General features: G+C 70.8%; 21 protein-coding genes. 8 read left to right on the top strand and 13 right to left on the bottom strand.

Features of this window, described 5'->3' with window-relative positions:
- Positions 1–73: 73 nt before the first annotated feature.
- Positions 74–544 (bottom strand): hypothetical protein, encoded by a 471-nt coding sequence (locus tag ACMATS_RS38075; protein WP_414170940.1) that lies wholly within the window; start codon positions 542–544, stop codon positions 74–76.
- A gap of 142 nt (positions 545–686) precedes the next feature.
- Between ACMATS_RS38075 and ACMATS_RS38070 the strand changes: the two genes are divergently transcribed.
- From ACMATS_RS38070 to ACMATS_RS38050, 5 genes are all read left to right on the top strand, one after another.
- Complete coding sequence (locus tag ACMATS_RS38070; RefSeq protein WP_414170939.1) at positions 687–1235, top strand: hypothetical protein; 549 nt, start codon at positions 687–689, stop codon at positions 1233–1235.
- Between the two features lie 596 nt (positions 1236–1831).
- Positions 1832–2530: a hypothetical protein gene (locus ACMATS_RS38065; protein ID WP_414170938.1), complete on the top strand. Its 699-nt coding sequence runs from the start codon at positions 1832–1834 to the stop codon at positions 2528–2530.
- Between the two features lie 67 nt (positions 2531–2597).
- On the top strand, positions 2598–3923 hold the full coding sequence (locus tag ACMATS_RS38060; protein WP_414170937.1) for a hypothetical protein: 1326 nt from the start codon (positions 2598–2600) through the stop codon (positions 3921–3923).
- Between the two features lie 102 nt (positions 3924–4025).
- On the top strand, positions 4026–4568 hold the full coding sequence (locus ACMATS_RS38055; protein ID WP_414170936.1) for a hypothetical protein: 543 nt from the start codon (positions 4026–4028) through the stop codon (positions 4566–4568).
- 112 nt (positions 4569–4680) lie between these two features.
- Positions 4681–5493: a methyltransferase domain-containing protein gene (locus tag ACMATS_RS38050; protein ID WP_414170935.1), complete on the top strand. Its 813-nt coding sequence runs from the start codon at positions 4681–4683 to the stop codon at positions 5491–5493.
- Here ACMATS_RS38050 and ACMATS_RS38045 read toward each other — a convergent pair.
- The 5 genes from ACMATS_RS38045 to ACMATS_RS38025 form a co-directional block, all read right to left on the bottom strand.
- Positions 5480–6208, bottom strand: coding sequence for an HAD family hydrolase (locus tag ACMATS_RS38045; protein ID WP_414170934.1), 729 nt, complete (start codon positions 6206–6208; stop codon positions 5480–5482). The two genes, ACMATS_RS38050 and ACMATS_RS38045, sit on opposite strands and share 14 nt — an antisense overlap.
- A gap of 172 nt (positions 6209–6380) precedes the next feature.
- The gene (locus ACMATS_RS38040) at positions 6381–7199 is read right to left on the bottom strand and encodes a class I SAM-dependent methyltransferase (RefSeq protein WP_414170933.1); all 819 of its coding nucleotides are present in this window, start codon (positions 7197–7199) and stop codon (positions 6381–6383) included.
- A 25-nt stretch (positions 7200–7224) separates the two neighbouring features.
- Entirely contained in the window at positions 7225–7989 is a 765-nt protein-coding gene (locus ACMATS_RS38035) for an Mrp/NBP35 family ATP-binding protein (protein WP_414170932.1), read from the bottom strand.
- Positions 7982–9007 (bottom strand): S66 peptidase family protein, encoded by a 1026-nt coding sequence (locus ACMATS_RS38030; protein ID WP_414170931.1) that lies wholly within the window; start codon positions 9005–9007, stop codon positions 7982–7984. Before ACMATS_RS38030 ends, ACMATS_RS38035 begins: the two co-directional genes overlap by 8 nt.
- On the bottom strand, positions 9004–10041 hold the full coding sequence (locus ACMATS_RS38025) for a phosphotransferase enzyme family protein (RefSeq protein WP_414170930.1): 1038 nt from the start codon (positions 10039–10041) through the stop codon (positions 9004–9006). Before ACMATS_RS38025 ends, ACMATS_RS38030 begins: the two co-directional genes overlap by 4 nt.
- Before the next feature lie 66 nt (positions 10042–10107).
- Here ACMATS_RS38025 and ACMATS_RS38020 point away from each other — a divergent pair, with 66 nt between their 5' ends.
- Entirely contained in the window at positions 10108–10557 is a 450-nt protein-coding gene (locus tag ACMATS_RS38020) for an NUDIX hydrolase (protein ID WP_414170929.1), read from the top strand.
- Position 10558: 1 nt separating this feature from the next.
- Here the strand turns inward: ACMATS_RS38020 and ACMATS_RS38015 are convergent, their stop codons facing one another.
- The 5 genes from ACMATS_RS38015 to ACMATS_RS37995 form a co-directional block, all read right to left on the bottom strand.
- Complete coding sequence (locus ACMATS_RS38015) at positions 10559–11593, bottom strand: amino acid--tRNA ligase-related protein (protein ID WP_414170928.1); 1035 nt, start codon at positions 11591–11593, stop codon at positions 10559–10561.
- Positions 11593–12471: a class I SAM-dependent methyltransferase gene (locus ACMATS_RS38010; protein WP_414170927.1), complete on the bottom strand. Its 879-nt coding sequence runs from the start codon at positions 12469–12471 to the stop codon at positions 11593–11595. Before ACMATS_RS38010 ends, ACMATS_RS38015 begins: the two co-directional genes overlap by 1 nt.
- A gap of 323 nt (positions 12472–12794) precedes the next feature.
- A complete protein-coding gene (locus ACMATS_RS38005) occupies positions 12795–14066 on the bottom strand; it encodes a transcriptional regulator (protein WP_414170926.1) in 1272 nt (423 codons plus the stop codon).
- A 47-nt stretch (positions 14067–14113) separates the two neighbouring features.
- Positions 14114–14305, bottom strand: coding sequence for a hypothetical protein (locus tag ACMATS_RS38000; RefSeq protein WP_414170925.1), 192 nt, complete (start codon positions 14303–14305; stop codon positions 14114–14116).
- Complete coding sequence (locus tag ACMATS_RS37995) at positions 14302–14724, bottom strand: DUF6415 family natural product biosynthesis protein (protein ID WP_414170924.1); 423 nt, start codon at positions 14722–14724, stop codon at positions 14302–14304. Before ACMATS_RS37995 ends, ACMATS_RS38000 begins: the two co-directional genes overlap by 4 nt.
- 396 nt (positions 14725–15120) lie before the next feature.
- On the opposite strand from ACMATS_RS37995, the gene ACMATS_RS37990 reads away from it, so the two are divergent.
- Together ACMATS_RS37990 and ACMATS_RS37985 are read left to right on the top strand one after the other, a co-directional pair.
- Complete coding sequence (locus ACMATS_RS37990) at positions 15121–16182, top strand: hypothetical protein (protein WP_414170923.1); 1062 nt, start codon at positions 15121–15123, stop codon at positions 16180–16182.
- 17 nt (positions 16183–16199) lie between these two features.
- The gene (locus ACMATS_RS37985; RefSeq protein WP_414170955.1) at positions 16200–16757 is read left to right on the top strand and encodes a GNAT family N-acetyltransferase; all 558 of its coding nucleotides are present in this window, start codon (positions 16200–16202) and stop codon (positions 16755–16757) included.
- A 128-nt stretch (positions 16758–16885) separates the two neighbouring features.
- On the opposite strand, the gene ACMATS_RS37980 is transcribed toward ACMATS_RS37985, so the two are convergent.
- Together ACMATS_RS37980 and ACMATS_RS37975 are read right to left on the bottom strand one after the other, a co-directional pair.
- Positions 16886–17671, bottom strand: coding sequence for a hypothetical protein (locus ACMATS_RS37980; protein ID WP_414170922.1), 786 nt, complete (start codon positions 17669–17671; stop codon positions 16886–16888).
- Positions 17671–18675 carry a ParA family protein gene (locus tag ACMATS_RS37975; RefSeq protein ID WP_414170921.1) on the bottom strand — a complete coding sequence of 335 codons (1005 nt, stop codon included), beginning with the start codon at positions 18673–18675 and terminating at the stop codon, positions 17671–17673. Before ACMATS_RS37975 ends, ACMATS_RS37980 begins: the two co-directional genes overlap by 1 nt.
- Positions 18676–18713 lie beyond the last annotated feature (38 nt).

The following is an 18713-nucleotide window of genomic DNA, read 5'->3' as shown; positions in this document are numbered from 1 at the left end:
CGTCATTTGCTAGAGGTGTGCCGGAAGCGGACGGTGTGACATTCCGCCGGATGCCGTTACCCAGCCGTGATCGTCAGGCGGGCGCGGCGCAGAGCTCGGAGACGATCGCGAACGAGGTCGTCACCATCGGCACCGCCATGGCCGGCGGCATCACCGCGTGCGTGGTCTGACCGTGCGCCATGCCGTTGCGGATCTGCCGGCCATAGTCGAGGTACTCCGCCTGCCGGGCCGTCAGGACTCCGTCATCGGCGCCCTTCTTGATGAGCTGGTGCAGCGGCTTCTTGCCCGCGCCCGGGATCCGGCCGCGCAGCACGATCTCCACCGCGATCAGGGAGTGCATGACCGCCACGGTGGAGAACTCGTAGCAGTAGTACGACTGGCGCAGCAGCTCACGGGCCGTACGCAGGACCCTCGCCGCTGCCCCGGGAACGCCGGCGGGCACGATGAGGTCCTCCACGAGGTCGTGCATGCCGGCGTAGCTGCCGACGAAGAGGTGGGCGCGTTCGTCCGGTACCGGGAACGGAAGCCGCCGCTGCGTGGTCATCCCCGCAGTCTCCCAGCGGCGCGCCCCGGGCGGCAGCGGCTTTTCCCCGGCCGCCGCCGTCGCGCAGCGTACCGGGACAGAGACTTCTCCCCTGCCGGAATAGGCGGTATGTCGCACGTAGCGAGCCCTGTCCAGGAGTTTCGTGGCGCGGCCGGGAGACGACTGCTCACCGTCGGTGCGCGGACTTTGTCCACCGGCCCGCGCTCCGAGCACCGGTTCCGAGGCCGCCACGATCCGCGAGGCGCCCGTACGTGAGGCAACGTCGTGCCCACCACCACACCGCTCGCCTCTCCGGGCGGCCCAGGCCGACGACGTCGACGCCGCCCGCGAGTTCGCCGCCGCCGAACCCCGGATGCCCGCGCTGCTCGTGGACGTCGCGATGCGGATCGTCGTCCCGATCACCTCGCTGCCCGGCCCGGAGGGCGGGCGAGTCGTGCGAGGACACCTTCGCCTTGGAGGCCCTCGGGCGCATTCTGGTGACCTCCCTGCGGACCTGGGCGCAGGCCGGGCCCCAGACACGACGGAGGGCATCGCCCGCGTGGTCATCGACTTCGCAGTGCAGTTCCTCACCGAGGACCACGAGGACGTCGCCGATGTCCTGCGCCAACTGGAGGCGGTCGGCGTGGGCCAGGCCCTCGATGCGCACCCCGCACCGGCCGGTGCGCACCCGGTGCGCCTGGCCATCGTGTAGTGCGGCGCGCGGTGCGCACCGGCCGGTGCGGTGCGGGTGCGCACCCGGTGCGCACCATGGCCGGCACGCATCGCGGGCACACGATGCGGCGCATCCCCGGCCGCACCGGATCACGCATCGTGACGATGCCGCGCATCGTCCACCGGAACCGGGTGCACACCGCATCACAGCGTGCATCGCGAACGCATACCAGGACATACGGGGCCTCTAGCGGGCGCTGTCAAGGGAAAACACCCGTGCCTCAGAACTTGGTCAAGGGGTACAGCACCGCGTGGACAAGGGGTTGGTCAAGGGGGCGGCCAGCCGCCCAACGCACCCGCACCGACTCACTCTCCGTGTCCGCCTGCCGGTGCGGACGATGCAGCGCACTCGATGCCGGGCACTCGATGCGCACCGGGACATTGGCCGGGAGTGCCGCGCATCGCGATGCGCACGGTGCAGTGCATCGCCCGCACCGAGTGCGCACCGGGGCACCGCAGCCACACACTCAAGTGCCGACGTCGGGGTGGGAGGGCGCAGTGAAGGCCATCGCCGAAGACCGCCATCATGTGATCTCGACGCGCACGTCGGCGCGGCCGTCTCACGTTGAGGGGAACATGAAACTGACGCCCGACCAGCAGGCGAGCGCGGTGGAGTCGTTGGCCGAGCGGGCCGTCGTCGCGGCGTGCGCGCTCGCCGATGCCGCCGGCCCGGGGAGTTGGAGCGCGGGCGCGGTGGAGGACGCGGCCGCTGCCCTGGAGGTGCTGGCCGGCGCCCTCGCGCAGCTCGACCCGGAGTGCGCGGAGATCCTGTCCGTTGTGCCCGTCGCCGCGGCCGCCATCCTCGAACGCGCCGAGCAAGCCCGGACCGGCGACGGCCCGCAGGACGATGGTCGGGGCGCCGTCGGGACGAGCACGGCGCTTCGGCAGGCGCTGACCACGCACGGCATCACCCGGCACCGCGTCCATCAGCTCGGGGCCGCGCTGGTCACCGTGACCCTGGACCCAGCCGACGCGCAGGCCCTGGCCGTGCTCCTCGCACAGCGCAGCGAAACCCCCGTCCAGCAGGCACGGCACGCCGATGAGGGGTGGGGCGAAGGGCCCGCCGGTACCGCGGCCGCCGCGCTCGCCGAGGCCCTCGCCGTCCACGGGGCCGGCGCCTACGCGCGCGTCCTCGCCTCCGGACAGGTCAGCGCGGGACTGACGCCCCGCGCGGCGCAGAACGTCGTCGCCGCGCTGGGCAACCGCCCGTCCATCAGCGCGCGCACCGGACGCCGCCGCGGCCTCGGCCCGGGCTACAAGGGGCTCACCGGCTAAGGACGACCGGCTGCCCGACAGGGAAAGGGGCTGTTCGGATACGCGGCGTACCGGCATGATCACCGTTATGGGGAAGTGTGCTTGGGATGTCGTCGCGGACCGGCTGATATGGGTCGAGGACGGGGTGGCGGGGCTGCCGGGCGGCCTCGCGGACGGGCGCTATGCCTGTCTGGCCTGCTGGGAGTCCGTGATGCTCAGTGGATACAAGCCGGACGCGATGATCTCGCCGTACTTCCGCCACCAGAACGGCGCTGACTGTGCCGACCTTGAGCGGGAGCGGCAGGCCGATGCGGAGATGAAGGTGGTCATCCAGCTCCGTGACTGGGTCCGCGCGATCCCGGGGTTCACCGGCACGGTCGAGATCGTCGGTGAGGCGAAGGGCGGGCCGTCGGGACTGCCGCCGGTCGTCATAGCGCACTGCGGGGACACCACCGTCGCCATCGAACGCCCAGGGGACCACCTGCCCGGCCCCGACGCAGTGCGCCGCCGTGTCCGCGCTGCCCGCGAACATCATGGCGTCGAACGGCACGTGTGGTTCCTGAAGAAAGACCGCGACCAGTTCGGCCAGTTCGGCACCCACACCGTGCGGCTCGGCGGCAAGGACACCGTCCACGACACCCTGGCGCCCAACGAACAGCAGCAGGCCATCATCGCCGCCGGCGGCCACGTGTACTGGCTCGACGGCAAGCTCGTCCTCGTCCCCTACGGCATCCACCGCTTCCGGCACTCCGTCAGAGCCGGGGAGGACTGGACCAACTGGCCCCGATGGCGCGACCCGCAGGACGACTGGCGGATCAGCAAGCCCGTCCCTTCACCGAACGCCGACTACTGGGGCCTGGTGCCGATACCGCTGACGTCGATGACCAGGACCCGGGCCGTCTTCCACCCCGCCCAGGCGCACCAGGTCATGGACGAGCTCTACGCCGGTCAGGAGGGCCGGTACCACTGGCGCAGGAAGCATGCCCGGGAGCTCTACGCCGCGCGCAACGCACCCGCCACCCCGGCCGCCGTCGCGGAGGCCGCCGACGCCGGACAGCTCATACCCCCGGCACTGCCAGAGCAGCAGGGCGCCGTCCCGGAGCCGCCCGCGGCGCCCGACCAGACAGGTCTTCAGGTGCCGAACGAGCCCAGCGACCAGTCCGACTCCCCTGCGGCGTCTCCCGCTCCCCCGGACCGTACGGTGTCCGCTCCGACGCCCGAGCCGCCCTCGCTCCCGCCCACTCCTCCGAGCCCGCTGCCCAGCGCACCACCAGCCGCCCCTCCGACCGCGCCCCCACCGCCGACCGTGCCGGTGCCTCCGCCGTACCCGCCAGCCACACCGCCCGCCCCGCTCCCGGAGCAACGCCCGCGCGGACTGCGCGGCGTGCTGCGCCGTCTGCTCGGCGGCCAGTAGCCGAGCGCCTCCGGGGCACCGCCGGGCACCGCGCATCCCGACCCGTGTCGCGGTCAGCTCTACGGCGGTAGCCTCCGTGAAACCGCGAGGCCGGGAGGGGCGTTGAAGTTCACGATCGACACCGAGACCGACGCCTATGAGAAGGCGATCCGTACCGTGCAGGCGGCGTATCACCGGCGCGGTGAGGCGTTACCAGCCGTCCTGCAGGGCCCGTCAGGAGAGTTCGAGCCGGTGGTGTGGGAAGCACCCGGCTGGGATCGGTACGCGTCGTGGACGGAACCGATGCTGCGTGCCTGGACGGTGTCGCTTCGGGACGTCGACTGCCTCAACTACGTGTGGCGCGTCTGCGCCGAGCCCGGCCCGCCCGGCGTGCACACCCCGGTCCTCGCCGAGTACATCACCTGCGGCATGACCGGCAAGCAGGCGATATCGGAGATGACCCAGATCACCCGGCGTCTGAACCGTGCCGCCCGGGAGTTCTGCGTCGACGGGCCGCTCATCGTCAAGGAATCCACCCGTCGGCGCGTAGCCGATCCCGCCGTCGCCGCAATCGTCATGGACGAGCTCACCCGACATCCGCTGTGGCCACAAATGCGCCACCACACCCACCCGCCCAAGCTGAACGACCGACCAGCCACCCGGTGAACCCGGACGGTCCCCAACACGTTCCGGCTCGGTGCGCCACGGATGTCGGGGCCGAGGCGTAACTGTGACGGTTTGGCCCGCGCAGCCGACCTGTGGGCCGTAGGGTCCGGCCATGGGCGACTTCTACGTGCCGCATGCCTTCTCCAACATCGACGCGCACCCCCACCCGGTCCGGCTGGTCAACGCGCTGTTCCGTCTGCGGACCGAGGCGTTCTTCGTCTCCTACAAACAGCGCTTGCGCCACCTGCTCCAGGCCCAGCCCGGCCAGCGGTTCCTCGACGTCGGAGCCGGCACAGGGGATGCCGCCCGCGAACTCGCCGAGGAGTCCGGCGCCCAGGTCGTCGCCTGCGACCTGTCCCGGATCATGTGCGAAACGATGAAGCACACCGGCCTGCGGCAGGTGGCCGTGGCCGACAGCCACCGCCTGCCGTTCAAGGGCGCGGCGTTCGACGGGGCCTGGGCGGACCGCGTCCTGCAGCACGTCGAGGATCCCGACCGGGTCCTGGAGGAGATGCTGCGGGTCGTCCGTCCCGGCGGCCGGATCGTCGTCTGCGACCCGGACACCGCGACCCAGGCTCTCAACATCGAGGACCACCGCCTGGCCGCCAGGATTCTGGGCCTGCGCCAGACGGCCGGCATCCGGCACGGCACCTTCGCCCGCCGCGTCCCCGGCATCCTCACCGCCCGCGGCCTGCTCGACGTCGAGGTCGAGCCGCATACGCTCGTCGTCCGCGACAAGCGCACCATCGACGACACGATGGGCGTCCGCGACTGGGCCGACGTCTTCGCCGACCGCGGCTACCTCGACCGCACCGAAGCACGCCGCTTCAACACGCTGCTCGGCGAGGCGATCGAGAGCGGCCAGTTCCTGTATTCGGTGACCTACTTCCTCACCTCCGCCACCGTGCCCTCTATCGGGGGCTGACGGGCGAGCCGATCTGGCGCAGGGCCTGGAGTGCTTCCGAGATGTTGTCGGCGGTGCGGTCGGGTGCTGGCAGGGCGTCAGACCAGGTGCGTCCGTGCCGGATCCAGATGGTGTTCAGTCCGGCGAGCTGCGCGCCGACGACGTCGGCCTCGGGGGAGTCCCCGCAGACCCAGCCGGAGGTCAGGTCGCTGCCGCAGCGCTCGGCGGCCAGGGCGAAGATCCCGGGATCGGGCTTACGGACGCCTGCTTCCTCGGAGATGCACCATCCGTCGAGGTGCCGGGCGAGTCCGGTGTGTTCCAGCACGGCGCCCTGGGTGAGGGTCAGGCCGTTGGTGACGACGCCGACTCTCCACCCGGATTCGCGGAGCTGTGCGATCTGGTCGAGGACGTTCTGGGGGCAGCGGAGGAAGAGCGGGTACCGCTGCTGGTAGGCGTGGTGCAGGTCTTCGGCGCTGTCGCCGATCGCGAACCGGTCCCGGATCTCGGCGAAGAAGTGGTCCCGGGGCTTGAGGCCGTTGTCGTCGGTCTCGACGATCCACTCGACGGCTGCCGTGCCCAGTCCCCGTTCGCGGGTGAACTCTTCGGTCCACTGCCGCAGGCCCGCCGTACGGTCCACGAGGGTGTTGTCGAGGTCGAAGAGCACCAAGGGCGGTTTGTGCTTCGGTCCGGTGCCGGCTGTCTGCGGGTGGTCCGTCTGTCCCCTCGGTGCATGCACGAGGGGACAGTATCGGCTCGGGATGGGCGGCGTGGGTCAGATCGGCGGGGTGTACGCCCAGCGCCGGGCTTGTTCAAGGGCCGGGCGCCAGGAGGGAACGCCGTCGCGGCGCCGGCAGCTTGTCTGCCGGGCCTTCACCGCGTTCCAGAGGTTCCTTGGGGCTCGTCGTTGGTCAGGTCTCGATGATGGCCAGTATGTGCGCCGACGTGTCGATTTGGCCTGAGTAAGCGTCAGACAGTCGGGCTGCTTCGACGGCGGCATCGAACAGGGTCGTGTCCGCGACGGACTGGCCGGTGTGCCGCTCGATGCTTTTGATCACGGGCCAGCTGGGTCCCTCGATTCCGTACACGGTGGTGAGGGGGAGACCGGCGTCCGCGACCTCGGCGCGCAGTTCGGTGCTGGTGTGGAAGTAGGCGGCGGTGAACAGGCCGGTGGGGTCGTTGTCCGGTTCGGGAACGTAGCCGGTGCGCAGCCGGTCGCCGAGGCGGTTGCGGATTCCGGCGTCGGTGAGGCTGCTGACGGTTCCGTAGTCGAGGAGGAGGGCCCAGCGGCTGATCACGGCGACGGCGATGAGGCCGCCGGGCCGTACGATGCGGCCAGCTTCATGCAGGGCGGTGATGCGGTCTTCCCGGTTGGGGAGGTGGTAGAGCGGGCCGAGGAGGAGGGCGCAGTCGTAGGTGTCGTCTTCGGCGGTCAGGAGCCGTGCGTCGCCGAGTTCGGTGGTGCATGCGGCGTACTCGGCGGCCTGGGCCAGGTGCCGGGCGACCGGGTCGACCAGGTGGACGGTGTGGCCGTCGGCAGCGAGCCATCGGGCGTGTGTGCCGGGGCCGCCGCCCACGTCGATGATCTGGGCCGGGGCCGCGGGGAGGTGGCGGCGCAGCAGTTCCTGGGTGCGGAGCAGTTCGAGGCGGCCAGCGGCCGGGGTGAGTAGTCGGTCGGTCTGGTCGTGGGTCTCGTAGTGGGCGATGACGCGCGGGTCCATCTCGGGCATCGGGCTTCCTCTCCTCTTCGCGGGGTCAGGTGGCCTGGAGGGTGTTGGTGTGGAGGGTGCACAGGTCGGTGAAGAGGCCGCCGTCGTCCAGGTACTGGACGAGTGCGGCGTCCCCGTTGCCCTGGCCGTCGATGGCGGAGGCCCCGCTGTCGACGGGAACTTTGATGAGGCGGCTGTCGGGGAGGAGCTGTTGGAGCTGGTCTCCGGCTGTTCCGGGGAAGGGCTGCCAGCTGTGGGAGCACCGGGGGCAGGTGGCGGCGGCCATGTTCTCGACGATCGCGGCGACGGGGATGTCGGCCTCTTGCAGCATGCGCAGGGAGCGGCGCACGTCGACGAGCGCGAGTTCGTGCGGGGTGGTGACGATGACCGCGGCGATGCAGTGGAACTCGTCGAGGACGGCGAGCTGGGTTTCCCCGGTGCCCGGGGGCATGTCGATGACGAGCAGGTCGAGGGGGCCCCAGTCGGTGTCGTGGAAGAGCTGGTGGAGTGCGCCGCGCAGCAGGGGGCCGTGCCAGATGTAGGGGTGGTCGGCGTCGGCGAGGAGGCCGGTGGAGACGACGGGGATGCCACCGCTGATGGCGGGCTGGATGCGCTGGTTGAGGATGCGCAGGCGGGTGTCGGCTCCGAAGAGGGTGGGGGCGCTGGGGCCGGTGAGGTCGGCGTCGAAGTGGCCGACGTTGAGGCCGCGGGCTTTGAGGCCCCGGCTGGTGGCCTTGGCCACGGTGCTCTTGCCGACGCCGCCTTTGCCGCTGCAGACGTACACCGCCTTCGGGCTCTGTTCTTCAGGCACGGCGGGGCTCCTTCTTGTGGGTGGGGGCGGTGTCGAGGGCGAGGTGGGTTCCGTCCACGGTGGCCATCACGCCGAGGGGGTAGGTGGGCAGCGGGTCGACGTGCCCGCCCTCCATCCCGGTGGTCACGGGGTAGTGGCCGCCTCGGGTGTGCGCGGCGAGGACGTTCTCGAACTCCTCGGCGGGCAGGTGGTTGGGGGTGCGCAGGAGAACGACCGCGGCGGGGTCGGTGGTGATCCCGGCGTGCCTCAGGTGGGTGAGGTCGGCGTCGGCGTCCTCGGGGCGGTAGGCGTGGTCCGGGATGTCGATCAGCAGGACGTGGCCGGTGAGGTCCGGCTGCCAGGGTGTCCCGGCCAGGTGGCGCAGGGAGGGGAGGCAGAACGGGGCCAGGGGCCCGCTCCCCTGGCCCTCGCGCAAGGCGCGGCGCGGCGGGGCGGGGCGGACGAGGCGGGGCCGCCGGTCGGCCTGGGCACTCGTGTGTTCCTCGTGTACGAGGTAGCCGGATGGCGGGATGGGGCCGGGCGCGGTGGTGGCGGAGGTGACGGTGCGGAAGTGGCCGGCGGTGTAGGGGAACGGCTGGCCGTGCTCGCCCCACTGGGGGATGAGCGCCGGGCCGTAGAACGTGACCAGGCCGGTGGTCTGGTGGATGGCGTGGTGCAGGACGGTGGTGTCCGAGTAGCCGCACAGCACCTTGGGGTTCGCGGTGATCGTGTCCCAGTCCAGGTGGGGCAGGAGCTGGGCGGTGTGGTTGCCGCCGATGGTGGTGATGATCCCGTGGACCGACCGGTCGGCGAAGGCCGCGTTCAGGTCTGCCGCGCGCTGCTCGGGGGTGCCGCTGGTCCAGCCGGAGCGGCCGAGGGTCGTGGGGGCGGTGACCGTGTTGTATCCGGCGGCCTTCAGGTTGCGGATGCCGCGGGTGAAGGTGTCGGGGTACTGGGCGGGGCCGGGTGAGGAGAGGGTGAGGACGGCGAGGGTGTCGCCGTGCTGGAGCGCCGGGGCGAGGCGCGGTGGCGGCGTCACCGCCGGCGCTCGTGGACGAGGTCGGCGATGTCGGCGGGGATGGTGGTTGCCCAGGCGGCGAGTGCGGCCGCCATGGTCGTGGGGAAGTCGCCGCGCAGGAGCCCGAGGCATACCAGGCCCACGGCGACGGCGCCGCTGGCGGGCGGGATGCACGCGATCTCGGCCGCCTCAAGGTGGCGCACTCGGGTGTAGGCGGTGAGGATGTCGGCTGCGGCCGGGTGGTTGATGGGGCCGGGCAGGGTGGGGGCGAAGTTGGTCGAGTCCTGCTGGTAGTGCACGGAGCAGAACGACAGCAGGGCCTCGGCGATGTCGCGCAGGCAGGGGCCGCGGTGGGCGTTGTCGAAGTCGATCAGCATGGCGCGCTCGCCGTAGATGAGGTTCCACGGGTTGGTGTCGCCGTGGGTGAGCTGGCCGGTGAGTCCGTCCCACCCGGCGGCTTCGGCCTGCTCCCTCCAGGACCGTACGGCGAGCTCCATGACGTCGAGTACGGCGGTGGGGACGGCAGTGCTCTCCCGGGCGAGCGCGACGTGCTCGACGGCCACGGCGAACGTGTTCTCCGCCGGCTCGTCCGGTACCTCCACGGCGGCCGCGTGGAGACGGGCGATCGCTTCGCCGGCCTGGGCCCGGTCGGCAGGGGTGCTCGAGTAACGGCGACCGGGGACGTACTCGGTGAGGGTGAAGTAGGAACCGGCGATCTCGAACCAGGGCCGGCCGGTGCGTGTGTGAAGCAGACGGGGCACCGGCGCACCGGCGTCGCGGGCCTGGGTCTGCCAGCGGGTGGCCAGGACCAGGGCGTCCCGCTCGCAGTACCAGGGGATCTGCTTGAGGAACAGCCTGGTCCCGTCGCTGCCTTCGACGACCATCTTCCGGCTGGTCTGCGACCGGACATCGATGAGCGTGCAGTGGTCGCCGTCCAGGAGGATCGGCCGGAACCCGGTCAGGGGGCCGAGCCCGTAGGCGTCCGAGAGCTGGTGGAGCAGCCCGCCATCGAACGAGAAGAATCCGTACTGCTGTGGTTTGCGGAGAATCGGCACGCTGGGTGCACCTCCCGGACTCGGCGCTACCATCGGACGCTCGAACCGCCCGATGGAGGAGTCGACTTGAAGTACGCGATCAATGTGGATGTCGCCTTGAAGCGCGGGGACAAGTGGCTGCTGATCGTGAGAGGGCTGAACGAGGAGCACGCGGCCGGCCGCCTGTCCCTGGTCGGCGGCACGGTGGACACCGACGCCCCCGGCGGGGGCGATGTCCTTCTGGAGACCGCGCGCCGGGAAGTCCTCGAAGAGATCGGCATCGATCTGAGCGGCGTTCCGCTCGCCTACGCCGAGAGCGTGTTCTTCGTGACCGACACCGGCAGCCCGGTCGTCAACGTCGTGCTGGCGGCCGAGCTCCCCGTCGGCGCCGAGCCGCGCATCGCCTCGCCCGAGGAAGTGGCAGGGCTCCGGTGGGAGACCCTGCCCTCCCTCGAAGATGACGAGAGCTGCCCGGCGTGGACGCTCCAGGGCGTGCAGCGCGCGGCGGCCGCCCTCGGCCGCACCTCCGCCGTCTAGGTCAGGGGGTGCAGTCCAGGCCGTTGCGCCGCACCAGGATCTGAAGATCCCGGATGTCGTCGTGGTCCAGCACCCACAGCAGCAGCCGCTCCACCCCCATGCCGAACCCCGACGTCCGAAGCGGCCGGCGCTCGCGCATCTCGATGTACCAGCCGTACGGCTCCTGGCCGACCTGATGGTCGGCCAGGGCACCGCGCACCTCCTCGGCGGTGGCATGGCGCTCCCCCGCGCCGACAACCTCCCCGACCCCCAGCAGGAGATCGGCGTTCAACGCGGTGAGATGGTCGTCGTCGGCGTACGCCTGGTAGAAGGGCACGGCCAGGTGGTCGTAGTGGGTGACCCACACCGGCCGCCCGCACAGGGCCAGCAGGCGCTGCTCCGCCGCGCGGGTCAGCGTCCGCCACGTGCGCCCGCCGGCCCCGGTCCCCGTCCGGATCAGCTCCGGATCCGACTTCAGCAGCCGGTCCGCCTCAGTGAACGGCATCCGCTCGAACGGACCCGCGCCCGCGGCGACATCCTCCAGGTGGACGACCGTCCCCGCCACGGTGCGCACGGTGTCGGCGCACGTGACCAGGAGGTGCTGGGCGAGGTGACGCAGGTAGTCCTCCACGGTGGCCATGACCGTGTCGAGGGATCCGGGAAGTTCGGCCTCGCTGTGGAAGAACTGGCACAGGTGGGACTCGTCCGGGTCCTCCCCGCGGAAGGACGGCATCAGGTAGTAGCAGCCGCGCCCGGCCAGCCGGCAACCGTACTCCAGCGCGAACTGCATGGAGTCGGCCAGGTAGACGTTCTTGCCGAACATCTCGACCTCGACCGGCTCGGAGTCGGAGCCCAGCCCCATCGGGGAGGAAACCGCGCCGGTCGTCACCGGCAGATGCAAGGTCGGCACCCGGCGGCCCGCCCAGAACGCGGCCGTCGCGTATGAGACGGCGTCCTGCAGCGTCACCAGGGTGCGGCCCCACGGGGAGCCGATCAGGTCCAGGTAGCGGGTAGGCGCGGACCACAGCGGGGGCTTGCCTACGGCGGTGGCGGGCATCAGCGGTTCTCCGTTCCGGCCAAGGGCACGAACTCGTGGGTGAAGTACCGGTCGTACACGCCGGGTTCGAGGAACAGCTCCGGCTGTTCGGGGACACCGGTGGCGAGCGGGCGGCGCAGGACCAGGTCCATCACCCCGAGGTGGCGATGGTTGTCGTTGAACACATGGCAGGCGTGCCGCCACTGCTCGCGGACCCGGTCGCGCTGCTCCGGGGGGAGGGCCTGGATGCGGGCGCTGCTGGTGAGGTGCTCGGCGTAGGCGTCAACGACCTCCGTCGGCCGGGCCGCCAGGGGACGCCGGGTGAAGTCGTACAGCTCCCACCCGGCAGGGGCGAGTTCCTCCAGCCACTCCTTCCACCCGTAGACGGGGACACGGAACCCCAGCACGTCCGCCAGCCGGTTCGGCAGGGACGCCGGCGGAGTACTCCGGTAGTACAGGTGCGTGATCGAGACCATGCCCAGCGGGCGCAGCACCCGCCGGATCTCGCTGAACGCCGGCTCCCTGCCTTCGACGAACCCGAGCGCTCCCCCACAGACCACGACGTCGAACGTCTCCTCGTCCCACGGCAGCTTCCGCACGTCGCCAACGTGGAACGAGACCCGTTCAGCGATCCGTGCGGGGAGCGCCGCGGCGCTGCGTCGGGCTTCCTCGACGGCCGCCGCGTTGATCTCCACGCCGTCCGTGCGGCAGCCGGTGATGGCGGCGAGTTCGATGGAGGTGAAGCCGGTGTTCGACCCGACTTCGAGCACCCGGTGGTGCGGCCCGACGTGCAGGGTCTGGGCGAGGCGGGATATGGCGCGCTTCCCGCCAGGACAGCGGTTGGTCTCACCCACCAGCGAGACCAGGTCCACGTAACCGATGTGCTGACCGAGATCCATTCAGCCTCTCCTGTCGGTTGGCCTTGTCCTTGATGACTTGGGCGTTGACGCCGTCACAGGACCAGGCAGCGTCAAAATCGACGTGGTGATCTCCAAGTTCTCCGTACGAGCCCTGCCGCGGAACGCGGATGGTGACTACCGTGGACGCGCCCTCGGGGACGAGGAGGCGTCATGACCTCCCGTGCCGGGACTACGCTGCGTGTGGGGCACACCGTCGATGCTGGTCAGCAGGGCTGCCTCGGGCTTGTATCGAGTGAACCGATGTCAACGCGTCTGGGGCAGTGCCGGGGTGTGTGCCAAACCGTCTGCCAAAACGGCAGATCTCACGCGGGTGGGGCGTCCCACATGGCGAGGACTTCGGCGACTTCCGGCACGCGGCGATGATGCCGCAGGGCTGCAAGGACCACGTCGCCGCGTTCGGCCGCGCGCGTCGACGGCACCGAGGCTGCCATGGCGAACATGCGGTTCGCCATGGCAGCCGCCTCCTCCATCTCGTTCGCGTCCAGGAGCGCCGTAACCAGCCAGGAGGTGTACAGGGCGTACTCACGGACGTGGGTCGGGTCGTAGCCGGCCAGCACACCGCGCAGCAGCGGGACGGCCCGCAGCGGGCGGTGGAGCTGGGTGGCGACCCGGGCCTCCATGACCTCCTGCTCCGCGGCGTCGACCCAGTACAGCCACAGTTGGCCGTCGGCCTCGCGCGGGTCGGCATCAGTGATCTGCTGCATCGCCTCCCCCATCGCCCGCAGCGCCGTCCGGTCGTCCCCGGCCAGCACGCTCGTCCACGCCAACCGAGCAGACGTCAGCGACCGCGCCACCAGCGGGACACCGGTCCCGGCCGCGGCCTCGGCGGCCCGCACGAGCTCCACGCCCCGCCGTGCGTCACCGGAGTTCGCCGCCCAGTAGCCCCACGAGCCGAGGAGATGGGCGGCCAAGGCCCCGTCTCCGGCCTGGCGGGCCGCCGAGGCGCCGAGGCGGAAGAGCGGTTCGGCATCGACGCGGCCGCCGGTGTCTGTTGCCACCCAGCCCGCGAGCTGCGCCATCTCGGCGACAGCGACCAATAGGCGCCGCCCCACCAGTTCGGTGTGGGAAGTCTGGTTGAACAGGTTCACGGCCTTGCGTAGCTCGCGCACGCACGTCTCGACCAGGTCGCCCCCGGCGAGGACGTCGTCGGCCAGGCGCAGGCCGTGCACCCGGCGCAGCAGCGCCTCCGCGTCGTCCATGCCGACCCTGCGCCCGGCCTGGGTGCCGCACGGGGCGAGGGGTTCGCCGGGTGGGAGGAGGGAGGCCAGGACCTCGGCGGGGGTGGCGGTGGCGATGTGGCCGATCCTGCGGGCAGCTTTCGACGCCGCCCGCGCGGCCTGGAGGCGGCAGACCGGCACGTTCAGAACGTGGGCGAGGTGCGGGAGCCAGAAGGGCCCGGCCGTGCGGCTCTTGTACTCCACCTCCCACCGCCACACCTCGGTACGGGTGATCGTGTTGCGGCCGGAGTCGGTGACGAGGGCACGGGCGAGGTCGTCCTCCGTCCACCCTGCGCGCAGGCGCAGCGTGCGGATCAGCGGCCCCAGCCGCTCACCAGTCGCCGGTGGTTCAGGCATCACAGACATGCTTACCTCTTCACGAGCGGACAGGGGAGAGGGCGGGGTCAGTCCGCCGGCGCAGAGTCCGGCAGGGCCACCGGCGCCGGATCGGCACCGCTGTCGTCAGTTAGCGTGCCGATACGGTCGTGCAGGACGCCCGTGCCGGTCGCTGTCACGAGCGCGGCCAGGGCGAGCGCGGCCCGTAAGGGGTGGCCGGTATCGATCTTGTGCCGGGCGTGGGCGTGCCGGGCGTTCACCGGTCCGCCTCGGTGTCCGTGGCCAGCGCGAGCAGCTGCCGACAGGCCCGGGCCATGTCCCCCATCCACACGGCCGTATTCAGCGGGTGGGTGCGCGGGCACGGCCGCACGTAGTCGAGCCGCCGCTCCAGCGCATCGAAGTCCACCACGCTCATGCCCTGCCACAGCCCGCCGTGCGGGCGCAGTGCCCAGTAGCGGGCCTGGGCGACGGGGAGCAGCAGCTGGACGTGGCCCACGAGCAGCTGCATGGTGGCGGCAGCCTGCTCGGGCTCCATGCTGGTGCCCTCGACGACCGGGCGCAGCGCGTCGGCGATCGTCAGCTTGATCCGCTCGACATCGACGGGCGCCCCGCGCTCGGTCTCGTCGGCTTCGACCGCACGGTGCGCGCCTGCGGTGGTACGGGAGGGGGTGGTCGTCATGCCCGGCACTCCGAAGGTTGGGCAGCGGGCCGCCGGGCGCTCGTTCCCACCAGCGGCCCGCCGCAGGGGAGTTGTACGGACACGTAACTGCGGCCCCGGCCGGGGCGCCCCTATCGGAACGCGGGTTTCTGCCCGCATACCCCCTGTCAAGTTGACTTCCCCTTTACCGGCCCTGGCAGGTGCACGGGCCTACCGTGGGGGCCCGTGGGCACTCAGCGCAGGCGCAACACCCAGTTGATCGCGTGGATGGACGACCAGGGCTTAAGTTCCCCGGCCCTGGCACGGCTGCTGAACGCGGAGATCGGTGCACTCACCGGCACGGTGGGAACACTCACCGACGGGACCATTCGCAAATGGCGTTCGGGAGAGACACGGTGTCCCCGGACCGTTCAGCGTGTGGCCCTCACCCGGGTCAGCGGACGGCCCGTCACGGACCTGGGGTTCGTCAACCCGTCCGCACGCTCCGCCGAGGAGGATGCCGTGCTCCGCCGCACCTTCGTCACCTCGTCCACCACCGCCACCGCAGCGGCCGTCGTCCCCATGCTCGCCGCCCGGCCGTCCGTCGGCGCCACCGACGTGCACCGCCTCCAGGAACACGCCGCCCGGCTCACCGCGCTCGACGACCAGCACGGCGGGCATGAGGCCGTCGAGTCCCGCGCCCTGGATGCGGCACGCAAGGCGCTCGCGCTCCAGGACAAGACGGCCAGCGAGCGCACCCGGGCCCGCCTGTACTCGCTCGCCGCTGGCTGCGTCGCATCCGCGGCCTGGTCCTGCATCGACGCCCGCGCCCCCGAGCGCGCCCAGCAGCACCTCGAACGCGCCATGACCCTGGCCGGCCTGGCCCGCGACAGCCGCACCCAGTTCCGAGTGTGGGGGTTCATGTCCATGCTGGCGGACCAGCGCGGCGAGTACATCAACGAACTCGCCGCCGCGCAGGCGTCCCTGGCCACCGGCGCCGCCCGCCGCGATCCCCTCCTCGCCTCCCTCGCGCACGCCCGGATCGCCCTCGGCCACGCCCGCCTCGGCGAGCACCAAGCCGCCGAGCGCAGCACCGGCTACGCCGAGGCCGCCCTGGCCAAAGCCCCCGACATCCCCCGGCCGACGTGGATCGCCTTCTACGGCCAGGGGGAACTCGACGGACTCACGGCCGTCACCCTGGCCAACGCCGGCCACCACGAGAAGGCCGAAGCACTGTTCTACAAGTGCGTGGCCGCGCTACGCCCCGACCAGCACCGCAACCGGGCCCTGTACCTCGGGCACATCGCCACCGAGCAGCTGGCCCAGGGTGAGGCCAGGGCAGCGGTGGACACGGCGCTGGACGTCATCACGCTGCCCACGGCCGGCGTCGGCCGCACCCGCTACCTCATGAACCGGTTCACCACCGCCCTGGAATCGGCCGCGCCCGGCTCCCATGCGGCCCGGCTCTGGGCCGACCGCCCCCGCACCCTCACCGCCTGAAGGGACCCGTTTTGACCGTGCTCCTGCGCTCCTACGACCACACGCACGCGGCCGAACTGCGCGAACTCCTCCTCGACGTGCACGGCGACTGCTACGCGGCCTCGGAGAACCGCGGAGCCTTCGACCGCCGCGAGCGGTTCGCCTGGTTCGTCGACCACTGGTCCGCGATGCCCGGCTGGTCCTGCGTCATCGGCTACGACGGCGAGGAGGCCACCGGCTTCGCCTACGGCGCGCCGCTCGGCCCCGGCTCCCCCTGGTGGTCGAAGGTCGCCGGCCTCGATGAGAAGTTCACCCGCGAGACCAGCACGCGCACCTTCGCCGTCTCCGAGGTCATGGTCCGCCCGCGCTGGCGCAAGACCGGACTGTCCGACCAGCTCCACACCGCTCTCCTCGACGGACGCCCGGAAGAGCGCGCCACCCTCCTCGTCGACATCGAGCACCCCAAGGTCCAAGCTCTGTACGAGTCCTGGGGGTACACGAGCGTCGGCACAACGCAGCCATTCGACGACGCCCCGGTCATGGCCGCCATGATCCGCCCCATGATCATGCACCCGGCCCGACCGCAGAACGACTGAGGTACCTCCCGACGTGTGCTCCGACCACCTGTGGGGAGGCGGCCAGCGCGAAGCGAAGCAAGCAGGCTGCGTAGCAAGAGGGGTGGTTTCCCAAATTTGGGAAACCACCCCTCCAGCGCCCTGACCGCCTACTTCATAGCGGCTTGGGTGACCAAGGCTGCCCATGAGGCGAAGTCTTGGGCGACGCGGCGGGCTTCCTCCGCGTTCTCTTCGAGAGCCTTCTTCACGAGGTTTCGGGTGACGTGCCGCTTCGCGAGCGCTACGGCGTTCTCCAGTTGCCCGAGGGAGCTCGGGGTGGTCGGCGGCTGGTCTGTGCGGCTGAGCACTTCGCCCTGGATGGCCTTCTTCGACTTGCCGTACCCGAGCGTCTCCACCGCCGTCTTGAGGGTCGCAGCGGTGGGCTGGCCGTTCTTTTTCTCCGACTTCGTCCAGGCTTCTGTGACGGCTCCCAACCCGTTGTGCCGAAGGACGGGTGCGAGGACCTGGACGTGGCCGGTGTTGGCATTCGCCCCCTCCGGGAGCGCCGTCTGCACCTTGGCCGTGGCCACGAGGAGGTAGCCATGGGTGGATGAGTAACCCCAGCGACGTTCCACGTAGTCCACGAAGTTCTTGTACGTCGGGCTCCAGAGCTCATCGTCATGGATGAGCGCGAGGGCGGGGCCTGCCTCACGGTTGAAGCGTTCCCGCGCCTGCCGGACGGTGAGCTCAGCGTTGTCCTGTGCTTTGCCGATGATCTCTTCTAGGACTGCAAGGCGCTCGGCCGCCGTCCCTTCGCGAGCGGCACGCGGGAGCGGCACGAGCCCTGTCGGCGTGTCCGCTGGGTCGGCACGGTCAGCCGCCTTCGTGAGGCCGGCCTTGCCCGCTCCGGCAGGGGATGCCGCCGCTGCGGCCTTCTGGAGCAGCTTGGATGCCATCAGGCGCCTTTCTGTACGAGTGCGTGATCCAGGAGCTGTCCGTACCACCGTCGGAGCCTCTTGGCCTCGCGGCCGGGAGCGGCAGTGATCGGCGCGCAGGCCAATCGGCACTCTTCGCGCACGGAGTAGCTGACGATCCCGGAGTAGTGGCCTTCGTCGGCGTCTAGGTCATCGAGCACCATGTCGCCAAAGGTCTCGACGATGCGCTCGTTGACGAAGTGGTTGACGGCACGCATGTCGTTCTTCTTGGGAAGGATGCTGCGTACCAGTCCGGCGATCTCGAGGTCCTCGTTCATTCCGCTGCCGGGCGCACTGACGAACCGGATAGTGCGCAGTGCTTGCTCGGCTCCGAGCTGGCCGTCCGTGGTCAGGGTTGCCGGGATGAACACCTTCTTGGCAGCGATAAGTGCGCAGGTGGCGAGCTTGCCGCCAGCCCTTGGGGGGACGTCCATGACGGCCAGGTCGATCTCACCGTTCAGGCCCTCCAGGGCTCGGCGAAGTCGGGTCTCGAACATGGTGGCGTCGGTCTCACGGCGGCCGAGAGGGCGCTCTGCGGGGAGTACCCAGACGTTGGACGGCCATGACGCCCCAGCGCGGCTGATCGCGTCGTGGATGAGGTCGGCGGGGTCTCCCGGCGGGGTGTCGGCCTCGGGGTCGATGTAGAGGAGGTCGTTGATCGTGAAGCGTGGTTCCTTCACGCCGAGCTCTTCGGTGAGCGTGGCCCGGGGATCAAGGTCGACGGCGAGCACGTTGAGCCCGCGTTCGGCGGCTTCCGCCACCATGCCTGCGGAATTGCTCGTCTTGCCGACGCCTCCCTTCTCCGAGTAGTTCGCGACCCTCTGCACGCCAACCTCCACCTGTACGATCAGTTCCGCGCTGGATCTTCGCCGCACAGACACCATTTCGGCAAATCGCCGCAGGTTGGGACGTCGTGCTGGCTCAAGCGCACGGGAGGAGCGTAGCGCCCCCGGTTTCCCAAATTTGGGAAACACCGGCGCCGCCACCTCGAGACGATGAGGGATTGCCCAGAAACAGAAAAAGG

Origin of the sequence: Streptoverticillium reticulum (genome assembly GCF_047456005.1) — a bacterium.
In the GTDB taxonomy this organism is placed as follows: Bacteria; Actinomycetota; Actinomycetes; order Streptomycetales; family Streptomycetaceae; genus Streptomyces; species Streptomyces reticulum.
Note: the sequence above shows the minus strand (reverse complement) of the source record. Positions and strands in the feature narration are given on the sequence as shown.